The 17,325-nt window shown below is 44.1% G+C and carries 12 protein-coding genes; 2 read left to right on the top strand and 10 right to left on the bottom strand.

Annotated features, from left to right (window positions below):
• Positions 1–2: 2 nt before the first annotated feature.
• The gene (locus tag DW036_RS23945; RefSeq protein ID WP_118466495.1) at positions 3–1,466 is read right to left on the bottom strand and encodes a glycoside hydrolase family 125 protein; all 1,464 of its coding nucleotides are present in this window, start codon (positions 1,464–1,466) and stop codon (positions 3–5) included.
• 28 nt (positions 1,467–1,494) lie between these two features.
• Positions 1,495–2,694, bottom strand: coding sequence for a glycoside hydrolase family 76 protein (locus DW036_RS23950; protein WP_118466574.1), 1,200 nt, complete (start codon positions 2,692–2,694; stop codon positions 1,495–1,497).
• Positions 2,695–3,985: 1,291 nt separating this feature from the next.
• Between DW036_RS23950 and DW036_RS23960 the strand changes: the two genes are divergently transcribed.
• Together DW036_RS23960 and DW036_RS23965 are read left to right on the top strand one after the other, a co-directional pair.
• Entirely contained in the window at positions 3,986–5,293 is a 1,308-nt protein-coding gene (locus DW036_RS23960) for an AAA family ATPase (RefSeq protein ID WP_118466496.1), read from the top strand.
• On the top strand, positions 5,268–6,056 hold the full coding sequence (locus DW036_RS23965; protein ID WP_118466497.1) for a hypothetical protein: 789 nt from the start codon (positions 5,268–5,270) through the stop codon (positions 6,054–6,056). Before DW036_RS23960 ends, DW036_RS23965 begins: the two co-directional genes overlap by 26 nt.
• Before the next feature lie 72 nt (positions 6,057–6,128).
• Here the strand turns inward: DW036_RS23965 and DW036_RS23970 are convergent, their stop codons facing one another.
• From DW036_RS23970 to DW036_RS24005, 8 genes are all read right to left on the bottom strand, one after another.
• Entirely contained in the window at positions 6,129–7,274 is a 1,146-nt protein-coding gene (locus DW036_RS23970) for a sugar-binding protein (protein ID WP_118466498.1), read from the bottom strand.
• 8 nt (positions 7,275–7,282) lie between these two features.
• Positions 7,283–8,332, bottom strand: coding sequence for a nucleoside hydrolase (locus DW036_RS23975; protein WP_118466499.1), 1,050 nt, complete (start codon positions 8,330–8,332; stop codon positions 7,283–7,285).
• A gap of 18 nt (positions 8,333–8,350) precedes the next feature.
• The gene (locus tag DW036_RS23980; RefSeq protein WP_118466500.1) at positions 8,351–9,541 is read right to left on the bottom strand and encodes a hypothetical protein; all 1,191 of its coding nucleotides are present in this window, start codon (positions 9,539–9,541) and stop codon (positions 8,351–8,353) included.
• Positions 9,538–10,572 (bottom strand): hypothetical protein, encoded by a 1,035-nt coding sequence (locus DW036_RS23985; RefSeq protein WP_118466501.1) that lies wholly within the window; start codon positions 10,570–10,572, stop codon positions 9,538–9,540. Before DW036_RS23985 ends, DW036_RS23980 begins: the two co-directional genes overlap by 4 nt.
• A 30-nt stretch (positions 10,573–10,602) precedes the next feature.
• Positions 10,603–11,589, bottom strand: a complete 987-nt coding sequence (locus DW036_RS23990; RefSeq protein WP_118466503.1) for a BACON domain-containing protein — start codon at positions 11,587–11,589, stop codon at positions 10,603–10,605.
• 17 nt (positions 11,590–11,606) lie between these two features.
• Positions 11,607–13,175, bottom strand: coding sequence for a RagB/SusD family nutrient uptake outer membrane protein (locus DW036_RS23995; protein ID WP_118466504.1), 1,569 nt, complete (start codon positions 13,173–13,175; stop codon positions 11,607–11,609).
• Positions 13,176–13,186: 11 nt separating this feature from the next.
• Positions 13,187–16,186 (bottom strand): TonB-dependent receptor, encoded by a 3,000-nt coding sequence (locus DW036_RS24000; protein WP_118466506.1) that lies wholly within the window; start codon positions 16,184–16,186, stop codon positions 13,187–13,189.
• Positions 16,187–16,305: 119 nt separating this feature from the next.
• On the bottom strand, positions 16,306–17,310 hold the full coding sequence (locus tag DW036_RS24005) for a GRP family sugar transporter (RefSeq protein WP_118466508.1): 1,005 nt from the start codon (positions 17,308–17,310) through the stop codon (positions 16,306–16,308).
• Positions 17,311–17,325 lie beyond the last annotated feature (15 nt).

Genomic DNA, 17,325 nt, shown 5'->3' on the forward strand with positions numbered 1-17,325 from the left:
TATTAGATATTATTTAATAATTCAAGCTTTCCTTCATTCACTAATTTCAATATCAGCTCTCCAAAAAGAGTATTCTGCCATGCAAACCAGGCGCGGGTAAAGTTTGCCGGATCATCTTTGTGGAAAGATTCGTGCATAAAACCTGTACCTGCATCCGTATTAATCAACATCTTGATGCATTCTTTAATTTCCTGATCGTCCTGACTGGTGAAGGCTTTCATCATGATGCTCATGGGCCATACCATATCATATCCGATGTGAGGACCGCCAATACCTTCTCCCGCTTTCCCTTTGAAAAAATAGGGATTATCTTCGCTCCACACGAAGCGGCGGGTATTCTGATAAATAGGATCGTTCACGTCCACATCACCCAGATAAGGCATAGCGAGCAGACTGGGCACATTGGCGTCATCCATTAGCATATGGTTGCCGAAACCATCCACTTCGAAAGCATAAATAGTGCCGTATTTCGGATGATTGTAAGTGGCGTACTTCTGCAAAGCCAACTCTACTTCGTCAGCCAGAGCTGTACATTCCTGGGATAGAGAGCTATTATGGTTTACAGTTGAAAGAATTTCCGCAGCTTTTCTCAAGGAAGATACAGCAAAGAAATTCGACGGGACAAGAAACTGAAGTGTGGTGGCATCATCCGAAGGACGGAAACAGGAAACAATGAGTCCTACAGGATTGACCGGAGCACCCAGACCATTATTGTTCAGTGTGTCGAGAGCACGCTCTGTCTTGCGTTGAAATTTATAAGAACCTACACCGTCTTTGCGTTGCTGTTCTTTGAACGTTTTCAGGATGTTGGTGATAGCCTCTATCCATGCTTCATCGAAGACGCTGGCATCACCAGTCTCTTTCCAATATTGGTAAGCCAGTCGGAGAGGGTAGCAGAGGGAGTCTATTTCCCATTTACGTTCGTGCAGTTCGGGTTTCATGTCTGTCATATCTGACATCCAGTCGCCACCAGTAGGGCCATCGTTGTATCCGTTGGCATAAGGATCGATATTGATGCACATGAATTGACGACGGATTACGCCTTCTAACATCTTCTTCAGTTCAGGGTCTTTATGTGCCAGTTGTACGTATGGCCAAACTTGTGCACCGGAATCACGTAACCACATGGCATGGATGTCGCCGGTATAGACAAATGTATCGGGTTTACCATCCAGCAAACGATAATGTACGGTGGTATCCAGTGTGTTCGGAAAACAGTTTTCGAACATCCATGCCAGTTTGGAATTGGTCAGTAACTTTTTTACCCGCAGGATTTCGGCCTCTACGGCTTTAGACGTGTAGAGTCTGTTTTTTACGGCAGGACGGTTTGTCTTGTAGGCAGCGGCTATCTGAGCATGATTCACCACTGTGGTGTTGTCCTGTTTCAGGAATGCTTCCATGGCTTTGGCATTGTTGTGCATGCAGAACAACGCTACGGCGCATAAACCGATATTTCTCTTTTTCATGTTTTTAGGTATTAGTATTTTTTTCTTATTATTTGATGGCTGCAAGGCGGGCATACATTTCTACCATGGCAGCTTGTGTAAGTAACCATCTTCTGTTATCCTGGGTCTTTCCGCTGAAGTCTGTGTTGAACAGTCCTTTCTCATCCCGTGCATGTCCCCAGGCGTAATCCAGACTTTTGCTGAAAGAGTCCAGATAAGTTCCGTTTTTATCCGCTTGATAGAGCTCGATAAAACCTCTCAGCATGACTGCAATGAACCATACATCTCCTTTTTTCAATAGTTTGAATGGTTTTCCGTTTTCCGGTGTATAGTCCTGAAAGAAGTAGTTATGGCATCCTTTAGCGATGTTTTGTGCATCAGTCAGATACTTCTCTTGGCCCGTGAACTGGTATAGCAGGCTGGCTGACTGCATCATTTGTCCACTGTTGTAGGCAAATTTGGCTTTGTCGACTTTTCCGTTCAGATTGATATTGTCAAAGTATAAATAGTCTGTCGAATCTTGCAGGTTTGTTTGCGTCCATTCATAGAGGCGTTGCCCTTTTACAAAATAAGCACTGTCTTTAGTAGCTTCGAAAAGCTTTAATGCGAAGACTGAGCCGGGAGCATTTGAACAAGTGTTCTTGGATTCTTTCCTTTGTTCGCACCAATAGATACCACCTCCCAGGTTATCATCCGTACCGCTTTCGATGAAGTTCCAGATGAGTTGTGCTTTCTGTAGATATTTGGGTTCTTTAGTGAGCATATATGTATCGGTGAAATCGATGCCTAACCAGACATTGTCATCGTAGAAACGATCGGATTGCGGTGCACTGTTGATATATGAAGCATAAGCTTCGGGAGTTCTCCGGGTATCGAAGTATTCTTCCAGACCTACCAGTACTTTATTGTCGAGTACTGATTTGTACTCTTTATCTCCTGTAGTGGCGAATAATGCATTTACGGCTGAGAAGGTTCCGGAATAGGGCCATAAATAAGAATAGAGATTGGGCATATTCTTTTGTTCCTCAGATGCCAGATAGGTTGCTGTGTACTCTCCGATATTGGAAGGGTAATTTTCACGCAACAGGCATGTACCGGAAACGGAATAGTTCAGGTATAAAGAATCCAATGTTTGCTTAGCTCGTGTCAGGGCAAGTTCGTTGCCCACGGTAGCTTGTTTTTGCGTGTCGCAACTTGTCAGTGCCAGTACACACATTAATAGACTGAAAAGCGTTTGTTTTGAATTCATCATTCTTAGTTTAAATAGTTATGTATGTTTGTATATTCATTTTTCTTTTTTAGAAAACAGGTAGTAGTTTTAAGTCTGAACTACCTGTTTTTTGTTCTCCTGTTTTGGAATCTTTCTTACCTATTTGTTTTGTTACCTAAATGATATCTTTTTCTGTTTGCAAAGTTACCGGTATGTGTCAGATATGATATATGATTTCGCGACATAAATGTATTCCTGAGGGGAAATGGCATAAAAATAGATAGATGTGTCACAAAAACATAAAGCAAGAGCAGGGGGAGTAGGGGGGATCACGGGCTACAGGATTTGCACAGATTAAAAATGAATTATATCAGATTAATCCGTGTGAGTTGGTGTTATTGAATTCGGAGAATGTAGACTACATCCAGTCCGAAGTTCGTTCTATCAAGCGAGAAATGTCCAAAAACAAAGGGTATAATCTGAAGGTAGAATCGTTTTGCTTAATTTACGTAAGTTCGACTTTGTGGCATGGGTTGAGGCTAAGATATTTGAGGTGCCTCTGAATGATATTCTGAAGCGGGAACACGCTTCAAAGAGTAAATGGTAGCATAAATAGTATGAATGAGGATGCATCAGAATCGTGTCTGATACATCCTCATTTTTCTTTTTTGAGTCCACTTTAAAAAGTGAATTTTTCAAGTTCAACCTTGCTAAAAATCAATCCCAAAAATCAGTTTTCAGCATTAACTAAGTAATGCTTAAAAAATAAGTTGGTACAGTTTTCATTGCCCCCGTTTCTCTGTACAATGAAGAAAACAGGTATCTATTATTTGTAGAACTGGAGAAAAAATCATAATTTAAAATATCCGGCAAAGGTGTTTTAATATGATTACGAAATCTCCTCCAGAAGTTTTTACGCCAGAAGATCTGGCTTATATTTCTACGCTCAATGAATACGCAAGACGACAATTCTTGAGTATAAAAGCAATCTTCCTTCATAAACAAGGGTTTAGCATCAGTTAAGTTAGTAAAATTATGAAAATTATGAAATTATGAAAATTATGAAATTATGAAATTATGAAATTATGAAACGAATTGTTCTCCTTGTGTATTCATGCGAAATGGAATCCCTGTGATTATTTCTTTTTCTTCTACTTAGGGTGGAAAGAGAAGCTTCTCGTGCGATAGGATTGTCAAATTGACAAACGGCAAAATAATTATATTACTAAAGTTTAATGGAGAAGTTCGAAGGAAAAGAATTTAATGAGTTTATCTATCAATTCAAATAAATACTCTATTTTTGTTGTGTTCAATGATTTGATGAAGACTTATGAGTAATTACAGATATACATTATCCGATTATCATGCGATTAAAGAAGCAGATATTGCTATTAATGGCATAACTGTGCTTGCCGGAGAAAATGGATGTGGAAAAAGTACACTGTCCCGTTGGCTTTATTATTTGATTAATGGTTTTAACGGGTTTGATGAGTTTGCTTATAACGACTTGTTGAAGCAGATACAAGATTGCTTGCGTAAACCGGATCGAGTGCGTAGGGATATAGTGAATCGAGGAGATGAGAATATTAATGTTACCTATAGCCGCTTGCTGGAGACCAGAGTTGTATATGGTGATATTGAAAGTCTTTTTCATGAGAGTTTGGATGTGTTAGCCTCTTTCCGGAAAGAGTTAGTAAGTTATATGAATAGTGGTGACGAGGGGAATAAAAATCGAATTCTGACATATCTTGCTATACCGTTGGATGGAGGTATTACTTTGGATGGTTACTGTGATGACTTGGAGAATGATGTTACAGCTGCATACGTCAATGTTTTAGATGACTTAAAGATGCATCCGGTTGGGAGATTACAAGGGTATATCTATGAATATCTGATTGAAGAAGGAATCTTTGATCCTCCTGCTTCTATTCAGTTATATGAAGACCAGATTCCTCTTTTGGCAGAACGGTGTTTCAGTATGCCTTATATGTTGCATAGAGCAATATATATTGATACTCCTATGGCATTAGCAGCAGAAGGATCAGAGTTAAATCATTGGAAAGAGTTGGCGAATATGATGCTTAGCTCTACAGGAACTAATATACCGGAGCGGAATAGACTTCTTTTAGCCCGGATAATGCGTTCCATTAATGGTAAGATTTCAGTGGATAAGGGATGGTTTAAGAATGAAGAACTGCATTATCATCGTGCTGACGGACTGGATATCACGCTTGCATCTACAGCCACCGGAATCAAGTCATTCGCTTACTTGCAACGTTTGCTTGAAAATGGATACTTGAATGAAGAGTCTCTTTTACTTATTGATGAACCTGAGGCGCATCTTCATCCTCAATGGATTGTAGAATTTGCTCGTTTACTGGTATTGCTTCATAAACAAGTGGGACTCAAAATAATGGTTGCAAGCCATAATCCTGATATGGTATCTGCTATTCAGTCAATAGCTCGTAAAGAGGGCGTATTGCAGAATACCTGTTTCTATCAAGCAGAGAGAGCTTCAGAAGATTCCATGCAGTATGTCTATAAGAACTTAGGCAGCGATATAAGTGAAATCTTTAAGTCATTTAATATTGCTATTTCACGCATACAGGATTATGGTTCAACTGGTTTGTCAGAATGATATTATAGTCAGCCACCCTTTTGCTTGTCATTGTCAAGCCACTTTAGACGATGTTGCTGCAAAAGATTATCAGAGAACGGGATGGTTCGATCCACGTATCACTTGCCTTTCATTGGATGATTATGAGGCTAAAGTACTTAAAGGGAATAATGACTGTACAATGGATGCTGCCATTGGAATAGGTAATTATGCGAATAATCGTGTTACTACTTCCCGGTTGATGCTGGTAGAGTTGAGAATGGGGTATGATAATGTAGATAATTTAAGTGCATCTTCATTGGAAAATAAGATAAACCATTCTGAAAATCTATTATCGGGCCATTATATAGACAAGAATAACTACTTTATCTTTAGAGACGGAGTGGCGGCTCAGGCTAAAAGCTGGGCTGAGCGAAAAAAGAAAGAAGGAGGAGTATGTCATGTATGGGTTGTCTTGTCTGTAGATGAGTTTAATCACCTGATTCAGTTTGTAGAAGATATGCCTTATGTACCAAAGAATGATTTAGCGCAGATAAGCAAAAGGCTGACAGATTGTATCCTTAATAAGGATTGGGGTGGTTTATGTAAAGAAACGGACTACTGGCGAGAAAAGGCACTTTACTACAAATATAGATATGAATTGGCTGAGTTTGAAGCTATTCGTACTTTGTTGTTAGATACATGGTATGCTATTGAACTCGATCAACTGGGTTTAAATCTACTGTCGGATGATTACTGCTTTTTATGTATAGTCAAGGAAGATCTTTCTTGTTTGAATTCTTAGTAATGATAATAAGCTTATTTTTCCGGTAATCAACTGAAACTACTAAATTCGGTTGATTACCGGAATTACTTCTTATTTACTCTTTACTACCTTACTTTTCCAGATATGGTACGTCCACTCCGCATGGCTGCTGCCCGAAGGTTGTACATCGGGGGTTGCCTTGCTGACCGTAAAGTAGAATTCCGGTTCTTCCCAGTCTTGCAGGTGGCCGAAATTATCCCTCAGCAAAGTGGCATTGTGGTTTCTCGGATAGCCGGTATCATCCGGGGTGATCCGGTAAATCGGTGTCCAGTTACCTCTTTGATTGGTGAAGTCCGAAAGGTTCATGTAGTCTATTTCCAATGAAGAATTCAGGTAATTGGGATAATCACTGGGCATAGGCTGTACCGGGCGTATCATGACGATTTTATCCGCATCCTTGTCAATTGCAAATTCCGAGTTACAGGTATAATCCCTTGACTGGTTGTCAATGGCCTTTAAACCTGTCTGTACAATTGTTTGCGGGGTACTGACGGAATATGTATCCATATTACTGAAATCCGCTTCGGCCCAGACGATGCGTGTACCCCCGATATCACCTACGGTATATGTCAGCAGTAGCTTACCTTTTCCATCCAGAGATACGACAGAAGGCTGGCCTACTCCCCATGACTTACCGCCGCCACCTATTTCCTGGTCACCTTCGCTCGACCATGTTTTCTTCACAATCTGCTGCGGATACTTCACCCAGCTATCTGCATCAAGGTCGTTGCTGAACGCGACACCGATTTCATTGTAATATACCCCGTACATATTACTCAGGAAGAACATGGCATACTTGTAGGTAGTATTCTTCCAAGTGAAGCTACCTTCGATAACAGAAGGGTCACAGGTATGGTGATCGTCCCATGAACCTGATACACCAGGCTGCAATACACTTTTGGCAGCAGTCTGTGTTCCGTCCGGATTGATCTTGATATGGAAGATATTATCGACCATGATCAGGTTTTCCGGATTGCCGCAGAAGTATAGGTGAACTGTCCCATCAGCTTGTTTCAAGGCACTTGGGCAGTAAGAATACTTGCTTTGGCCTTGGAAGCCGAATACGAATTCCGGTTTTGTGATGGTTACGGTAGGTGTAGGTGTTGGCGGGTCTATCGGAGGGGTTTCTCCGGGGGCGGTGTCCGAGCAAGAACACATGAGCCATAAACTTATGAGCCCCAATAGATATTTAGTCATAATGCTTATTATTTATTGAAGTGAGCCGGTTGCTTGGTCAGTAACTGGATGAAATGTTGTTTGATATTCTCAGCCTGAATGGAATCTACTGTCAGGTAGTAACGGTTTCCTGCGGCATCGGGAGTAAATTCAGTAGCACCTTGGTCCGTTACGTTTATTTTACCTGCCGGAGAAACATTGAAATAGGACGGACCTTCAACAGAATACAATACGGAAGTCAGGTCCCATGTAGGACGGTCGTAAGGCATTTGCTGGTAGCTTTTATATGCTTCTACCATTGGGTGCATAGGAGCCCATCCGAAATCGTTTTCAATGCTGCTGCCGGGATAGTTGATGGCGATACCTACTTCGAAAGGAGAGGTCACCAGTGTGGTAGGCCATTCGGAGAATATCTTCTTTGCCGCTGGAATGTCTTTCACTACGTTATATTCAAACAGGTTGGGATTGTTAAAGCATCCTGCCATGGTACACAGCAGTTTTACTTTTTGGGCAACAAGTTCTTTTCCGGTCAGCGGAGATACATCGTCAGCCGGAGTATCCAACAGGCGTGCAAGGTTCGTGGAGAAACCTACGGAGATGATGGTAACGGAACTGTCCGGTTGCTGTGCCAATAGCTTACGATAGAGGGCAGGTGCTTCCGGCAGTTGGTTATAGTCACCTTTCAGTGAGCGCTTGAAAGCCGGTTCACCGTTATCCTTCTGGATGAGGCATACGGCTTTGGCATAGTTTGTAGCATCGTTCTCACAGTCGGCTCCGTTGTGTATGATTCCGATAGGGATTTGAGGATAGCCATACCAGGTATTCATGATGTCGGTGTATTCGGCCGGATAGGTTCCTTCTTTGTTGATGGCGATGCCTAATAAGTCGATATCTCCTGCGTCCAGATACTTGTAAAGCATATCCAGTGCCAGTGCATCGTCCACGTCGTTACCTATATCCGTTTCCAGAATAATTTTGGGTACATTCGGAGTGATTTCCGCAGTTTGTTGTTTCTTGGAAGTGCAGCTTGATAGAGCCAATACTAACAAGCCAATCAAATAAAGTTTGCTCTTTCTCATGACGGTATATTAAAAAAATTAGTGACTGGGTGAAATGGATATATAGAGTTCGGGAATCACCTGTTGGAGTGCTTTCTCGTTCTCTTCAAGGTCCGGACGATAGTAAATCTCTTTATCGGAGGACTTATCGGTGTATGAAAACTGGAATCGTCCGTCGTCTCTTATCTCATCAAGGTTACAGCGGCGCAGTTCGTTTGCTACAATGCGGTCGCCTTTGTTGCTTTTCCCTTCTTTGACGAGGCGGTATTCTCCGGTGGGAGTACAAATGATCTCCCTTTTTGTTGCTTTCAGCCAGATGGCACTCTCCCATACGTGGAATGGACAGGGGTAGCGGTTGAGGTTTATATCAACCGGATAGTCGGCATTCATGGCACGGAGGAAGTCATATTGCAGTTTCTGGGTGAAAGAAAAATCAAGATACCGTTGCAATTTGGGATTCATCTTTCGGATAAAATCCATATCGGGTAGTTTCCAATAGGTATTGTTACAGTCTTTTACGAAGCCTCCGTCTTTGCCTGCACATGGATAGATGGCTACGGGTAAATCTGATTTCAATATTCTGTTGAAAGCGGACACGTCCAGTGCTACATTCCACTCACCGCCCGGAATAGCATTTGCCCCGGCATCGCTTCCCAATTCATGGTTCTTGCTTGCTGTCCCGGCACTCAGATGAATTTTGTGTATCTTCTGTTTCATCAGCTTGGGGGCACGGTTGTAGGCAACTGCCAGTATTCTTGCCGAACCGAATGACAATACTTCTACGGGTTCTTTGCTCTTTTTCAGAACTTCCAGCAGTATATCGATTGCTTCCTGCTCATAGCCTGGCAGATACTCCATCCGGTCTTCTTCTGATTTCATCATGGATAGCGGACCAATGCCATAAGGTATCCTTTTGTTGAAGATATAACTTAATTGTTCCACAGGGATAATTCCGGCTTCCCTCGGACCACGCGGGTCTTTCCACAGGGTAGGATGGTCGGCGGTATCTTTCCTGAATGCGTCTGTGATGTCCAATAAGACGGCTTTCAGGTCTACATCGGGCAGTCCGAAGCCCATAATGAGGTCCATGTTATCTCCCGGGTCCTGATACGGATGATACAAGTCGGTGATTACCACTACGGGAATCTTTTTGTATTGCCCTGATGCCTTCCCACAGGGGAAGGCAAGAATAAGAGCAATGCATACTATTTGCAGGATTGTTTTATTCATTTGAAATAGTTTTTGAGATTAAACGTAGCCGAATACAGGTCGTATGACCATAGCCAGTTTTCGCCTGTCATGGCGGGAGTGAAGTACATCACCAGTTCATCGTCATTAAGCATGTAACCTTTCGTATCCGTCAGGATACCCGGATTGTGATTTCTTGGGAATCCTGTTTCTTCCGGTCCTGCATGGCCTATTTCAATCCATCCGTCTTCTTCGGTGAAGAAACCTTCTGTTCTTGGTTTGTATGCCAGTCGGCAGACATCTCCTACCCAAGTCGGTATCTCTTTGATGGGGGACACACGGGTTTCCGAAACCATATATATATTCTTGTCGGACATGGCAGGATAGCTATTGGCGCTCAGGAAAGGAATCGCTTTCTCTTCACCCAATATGATATTATCCAGATCATTCAATTTTATTTCGCGCATACAGAAAGGTCCGTTCTCCGTAGTCGAATGATAGAATAATTGTATGGTCGTAGAGTCTTTGACGATTGTTGTACTTTGCCCCACACCCCATTTGGTGGTATCTTCGTAAGCTACCAGCGGATTCCGGTCGAACTTGATATACGGGCCTTCGATGTTCTTGGAAATGGCCAGTCCTATCTGGTTGTGGTTACAGTCCCAGCGGTCTACGCCCAGGTAGGTCATAATCCAGTTGTAAGTTTCTCCTTTATAGGTCGTTTTAAACTCACGTACGTCCGGGTCGCAGATGTGGCAGTTATCCCAGCCTGTCTCGGAAGGTTCGATGATCTGTGTGCCGGGTTGCCATACATAGCCTTTTTCCGTGGGGATTCCTTTGTATAGATAAACATAGTCCACAATCTTGAACGGGTCACGATTCTCACATACAAAGCCGTACCGGATGCCGTACTGGTCTTCTATGATACTCGGAGCATAGTTATAATGCCCGGCACCGCCGCTGAATTCATACCGGATTTGCGGTGTGAGTGTCTTCGGTTCATTGCCGTCATTGCCCTTGCAACCCAAGAGTGTGAGCAAGGCAAGGTATATATAGGTCTTATAGCTGTTCATCTCCTTAGATTTAGTTCGTTAATAATAAAATCAATCCTCGACTAGTATGTTTTTGACAGGCCGGATCATGGCTGCACGTGCTTTTTGTCCGTCGCCCCAACCCCATGTGTCGCGGTAACCACCGGAGTCTCCCAATGACATGCCGCCGTGGGTAGGACTTAATGAATTTCCGCTACGAACGGCGCAGAGCCAGGTGCGGTCCATCATTCCGGTTTCATTTCTCCAACCGCTTTGGGGCAGGAAGAGGCAGCCGAGTTGCTTCAGATTATCTTTAGTGGCACGTTTGGCAGTAGCCTCGTCAACACCGATAATGATACCGTCGGTCTTAAATCCGGTCTGGGATGCTGTAACCCATGTTGCTCCTTTTTCCCAGAGAGCTGCCATCTCTTCCGTGGTAGGCACACGCCAGCCTTCGGGAGAAGGGTCGTTTTCGGTAGTCCAGTTGGTGCCGTCGTTTGTATAGCTGGAAGGCCAGTTAGCCGGTGCCGGATCGTCCTGCGGGCCAGCCGGATAACCTACTTTGCGGTTGAACTGATACAGTTGTCCTATATCATCGGGAGAGGCTGCGAAAGTTCCCGGAGTGCCTACATTCTTGGTAGACCATATAAGGCCGTTTATCAGCACTTCGTCTTCACCCAGTACCATTGTCTCCTGCAATACCTTTGACTTTAATATCCGGGTACCGGAGCTTACTTCAACGATGACCGAACGGTTCTTTACAAAAGAGGTGGTCGGCTTTACAGTAACGGTGATTACTTTTCTGCCGCTTCCTGACGTTTCACTCAGTGTGCACCAGCCCTGGGCTGAGCTATTGGAATTGGTCAGTTCGGCTGTCCACGACTCATTGCCGTTGACCGTCAGTTCATAAGTTCCGCCATCAGCGCTTACAGGTATGGCTACCGGGAATATGGCGAACTCATTGGGATTGCTTTCGATGACATAATCGGAATCGTTTCCGCATCCCCATAACGTCAGCAGTATAATGACTGCTCCTATTAAGTATTTTGTATTGATCATAGCTCAAATGTCTTCAATTAGTATTGGTCATTCTGGTTCAAATTCGGATTGTTGTCCACTTCGCTTTGCGGGATTGGCATGCGGATGGATTTATCGATTATAAAGTTATTGAAGTCGCTGTCGCGTGCTTTCAATTCGTCCAATGTGGCCTGGTCGTTGATACCCCAACGTTTCAGGTCGACCCAACGCACGCACTCCATGGCAAGCTCCAGGGCGCGTTCTATCTTCAGGTGTTCGCGGAAAGCATCCTTGTTGGTGCTGATCTGGGAACCGTTGTAGTATTTGCTATCCTCTATTTTGGGCAGATTGACGCGGTTGCGTACGCGGTTGAGGCATTCAATGGCTTTTGAAGGCGGTGTGGCATTTAGTTCGTTGAGTGCTTCGGCATACAGTAACAGCATATCGGCATAACGCAGGGAACGGAAGTTATTATCATTCCAGTAGTACAGTGGGGAGGCATCTGTGCTATATTTCTTGATGAAAACGCGGTTGCCCCAGTCGCTGTTCCATGGAGAGCCGTATATCAACTGGTTGGGATATTCGGGGAAGTCGGAGGCTGCACCGTCATACCACAGTGTGTAGAACAAGCGGGAATCGTTCTTTCCATCCGTTGTTTGTTCGCGCTTGTAGTAGTCCACCAGCCAGCGTCTTGCTTCGATGTTGTTCCAGCCGATTCCGGTAGGAGCCTGGTTCATTTCAATCTGTGTACCCAGTTGCGCATTCGGGTCCAGGTAGTTGTCTGTCTGGTCGAAGCCCACCTTGTTGGTCAGAGAGAAGTGAATCTCATACAGTGACTCTTTGTTGTCTTCCGTATAGTTGCTGAAGTTGTCAGCCCAATTGGGTACCAGTGTGTAGTAGTTCTTTCCTTCGCCATCAACGAGCCATTCGAGACATCTTTTGGCATCTTCCCATTTGTGATGCTGTGCATAAGCTTTGGCCAGTAATCCGTAGGCGGCGCCTTTCGTTGGGCGGCCGTAGTTATTGGCGTCACGTGTGGAGGGGAGCTTGGTGATGGCATCTTCCAGGTCTTCTTCTATCTGGGTTAAGATTCCATCGGCAGTGGCCTGCATAGGCTTATCGGCGGCTGAAGAAGTGCTCAACACGAGAGGTACATTGTCCCACAAGGCAGTAAGATAGAAGTAATAGAAAGCACGCAGGAACTTAGTTTGTCCAATGAGGTCATCCCTGTGTGTTTCATTGCTGAACGGTACGTTGCCAATGTTGTCCAGTACCTGGTTGGCACGGAAAATGGCTGTATAATGTTCCCGCCATATCTTGGCGTTGACTTCTGAGAAGTTATAATCGGTAAAGATGAACTTGGTGTACTCGTTCAATTCGGTCCATCCGGCATAACTTACGCCTTCGTCCGCCATACCTATCATCTGTGTATAGATATTACGTGTCCAGGTTCCCTGACGGTAGAACATTCCGTATACGGCTACTACACCGGCTTCGATGTCAGATTCCGTCTTCCAGTATACGCCTGTACTCAGGGTGTTTTCATTTTGCAGATCGAGTAAAGAAGGGTCGCACGACGTAAATAATGCCGTGACACCGCATAATATATAAAGAGCTATTTTTTTCATTTCAGCAGTATTTAGAAGGTGAATGATAATGCAAACTGAACAGCGCGTGGGTTAGGGAACGAACAATAATCTGCTCCCATAGTGAAGATGCCGCTGTCTGCAAATTCAGGATCCAGGCCGGAGTATCCGGTAAAGGTCACCAGGTTCTGTAAAGTAACCGATGCACGGAGTCTTTCCAATCCAATCTTCTTAATGTAACGGGTAGGTATTGTATAACCTAACGTAATATCGCTCAGGCGGAAGAATGAACCGTTTTCCAACCAGCGGTCCTGATCGCTTCGACTGTTGCGGGAGTCTCCGTATACAATACGTGGACGGTCGTTAACCGGGTGCTCTTGTGTCCAGGGGATAATACCGTTGAAGTTGTTCTGGTTGTTGGCAAAGTCACCGGCTGCTGCTGCCGAACCGTTCCATACTTTCTGCCCGAAGCGACCGTAGCCGTTGATGTTCAGGTCGAAGCCTTTGTAGGATGCACCGAGACTTATTCCTAATTCAAGTTTAGGCCAGGGGCTGCCTACTATCTGACGATCTTCGGATGATATATTACCGTCGCCGTTATAGTCGTCATACTTAATATCACCCGGCAAAGCATTAGGTTGTATGATCTTACCTTCTGAGTTTACGTAGTTCCGTACTTCTTCTTCTGACTGGAAGATACCATTCATCTTGTAGAGATACCACATACCGAGCGGTTCACCGATTACGGTTTTGGCAAGAGTTGTATTGTAGACTGTTTGTCCGTATCCCAAATCAAGTACTTTATTCTTGATATGCGAAATGTTCAGTGAAGCGGAGTAGGCAAAGTCGCGAATCTGATCGTTCCAGCCGATTTCCATTTCGAATCCTTTATTTTCCAGGCTACCGGCATTCACGGCAGGTGCACCACCTTCATTACCCGAACTCATCAGGATGGGGAGGTAAACCAAGAGGTCTTTACTCTTTGAATAGAAATACTCAGCACTTAAACGGAAACGGTTATTGAATGCAACCAGGTCGAAACCAACGTTAGCGGTTGTCTTCTTCTCCCAAACCAGGTCGTTGTTGGTTAATTGTGATTGAGTCATACCAATCAATATGTTTTCCGGGCTCCCGAATACGGCACGCGGAGCTGTATTGATAACTGACTGGTAATCCCAATAACCGATACTACTGTTACCGAGAGTACCGTAATTGGCACGTATTTTCAGGTCATCAATCCAGGGTACATTGAAGAACTTCTCGCCACTGATGCGCCAGCCCAATGAAACGGAAAGGAAGTTTCCCCAACGGTCATTCTTAGGTAGGCGGGAAGTGCCGTCACGACGGGCTGTTACTTGTGCCAAGTATTTGTCGGCATAGGAGTAGTTGATACGTCCGAGATAGGATATCAATGCTGATTCGCCATAGCTACCGCCTGCGGTGGTATTTCCGGTGGCAGCATCCAGAGATGTGATGTACTTGTCGCCTATCATCAATGGATCGAGTTTGGTAATCCAACGCTTTTCTTCATGGAACTTATTGTAAGTGATACCAAACAGCGCATTCACATCATGTTTACCGAATTTATGCTTAAAATTGTAGGTTTGCTCAATCAGTATATCATGATTCTTGGCACTATCGTAACCCAGATGCGCGGCATCGTCACCTTGTCCCATAACCCAATTACCTTTCTTGCGCAGGGAGTTCGTAACGCCCATATAACTTTTATAGGCAACATTCAGCTTGGCATCGAACATTTCAAAGAGTGAAATCTGCCCGTAGATGTTTCCGGTCAGGTATTCTTCTTCATTGTTTCGTATATACAAGTCCTGCATGGCTACTGAGTTCAGTCCGTAAGAGTTGGCACGGTCTACATCGCCGTATCCGTATCCGCCGACATGTGATTCGTCATATACCGGAATGGTGGGGGGCATACCGATGAAGTCGCTCCAGGGATTACCATTCAGTATCTTCCTGTCGGATTTGGTATAGTAGAAATTCTCACCGTATGAGAAAATACCTTTCTGCCCGCTGGTGTTGATACGGAAGCCGTATTTGTCGTAACCGGTACGGTAGAGAGCACCATCATCGACCATGCGATTCAGAGATGCGTAATACTTCACAGTTTTGGAACCTCCGGAAAGGGATACATTGTAGTTCTGCAATACACCTGTACCCAACATTTCATCTTGCCAGTCTGTATTTCCATCATAGTGGTTCTGGCGTTTTGTAACGCCTGAAACTCCTGCTAGGATGGCTTCGTCATAAGCACGGTCGTTATAAATCTTGTAAGTCTCTGCATCCATCAGGTCGTAGCGGGGGAGCCAGCTCAGTGTCAGTTGTGAGTCAAACTTCACTTTCAGGTCACCTTCTTTACCTTGCTTGGTAGTGATGATTACAACTCCATTTGCTGCACGTGAACCATAGATAGCTGCTGATGAGGCATCTTTCAATACTTGAATAGACTCAATGTCTTCTACATTGACACCCAAATCACTGCCACCATAGGCACCGTCGATGATGAATAACGGGTTGTTGTTGGTCAAACTACCCAAACCACGAATGTTGATGGTGGCACTGGAACCCGGTTGTCCACTACTTGTAATCTTTACGCCCGAAGTAAGTCCGCGCATGGCTTCCACCACATTGCCCGAAACACGTTCGGCCAAAGCGTCTTCTTTTACCGTAGAAATGGAACCGAGCAGGTCTTTCTTCTTGACAGAGCCGTAACCAATTACAACTACTTCATCCAACATTTCATTTTCAGGCTCTAATGTGATGTTAATGACATTGTTAGTGCCTACTTTCACCTTTTGTTTGGTAAATCCGATAAAGCTGAATTCAAGTGTAGCACCCTGGTTCACTTTGATTTCATATCTACCGTTGATGTCGGTGGTGGTTCCAAAGGTACGGTCACCGTCCTTCGCCAGAATGGATACTCCGGGGAGGCTTTCCCCGGTATTATCGTTTACAGTGCCTGTGACGCTGACTTGTGCGTACAAATTGAGCGAGCACATACACAGACAGAATACTATTATTTGAATCGGTCTCATGTATTAAAATTTTAGAGGTTGAACAAAAAATATATTTTAGTTCAGGCAATTCTCTTCTCCTTTTTCACTCCGTGGGAAGTAGAAAAAGAAAGCGTTTATTAATAAGAGTGAGGAGCCGGTTAATTGGCTCCGGAGATGATAATTGCTCCTAAACCGGATATAAACAGAACGAACATACAAGTCAGAAGAATATTTACCGCGTGGGAAGAACCTTTGAATTCTTTCCAGATAAATATGCCCCACAAGGCTGCGATCATGGGTGCCCCTTGTCCTAATGCGTAAGAGATAGCTGCACCGGCTTTTCCTGCTGCAATATAACTGAGAGCCGTACCCAATCCCCAAATAGCTCCTCCCAGCACTCCGACCATGTGTGTGCTGAACTTGCCTTGGAAATACTCCTTATAGCTCACCGGAGTACCTACAAACGGCTTTTTCATCACGATGGTATTGATAATGAAATTACTTATGAAGATACCTATTGCGAATATAAAGAATGCTGAATACGGAGTAGCCATTGTGGGGGTAGGTGACTCAAAATTGTTCAAGTCCATGGCGGCAGCAACAAACCGATAGAAGAAAGACATCAGTATACCGGCTATAATGGCAATGATAATCCCTTTCTTATTGATGCAGCTTCCTTTCTGATTCATTTTTCCGGCAGCTATGGCATTAAATATTATAGCCAATACGACGAGTGCCACACCACTGAACAGGATTACTGCATCGCCTTTAGGTTCACCGAAATAATTGACGAAAACACCTAATACCAAGGCTATGCCGACTCCTAACGGGAATGCTACCGTAAGCCCTGCCATAGAGACGGAAGCTGATAAAAGGATGTTGGACAGATTGAATATGACACCTCCTGCAAAAGCACTTGCATAGTTCTCCATACTGATCTGCTTCAAATCTTCAACAAAACCGCGTCCGGCATCTCCCGTGCTGCCCAGGGTGAAACCTAAGAGGAGAGAGAAGGCAAGGATACCGATTACGTAATCCCAGTAGAACAATTCGTAACGCCAGGTTTTCCCGGCAAGTTTCTGTGTATTACCCCACGAACCCCAACAGAGCATCGTGACAACGCAGAAAATAACTGCTAATGAATAACTGTCGACTATAAACATGGTATTAGATTTTAA

The sequence above is a fragment of the Bacteroides sp. AF39-11AC genome (assembly GCF_003474285.1).
GTDB lineage: Bacteria > Bacteroidota > Bacteroidia > Bacteroidales > Bacteroidaceae > Bacteroides.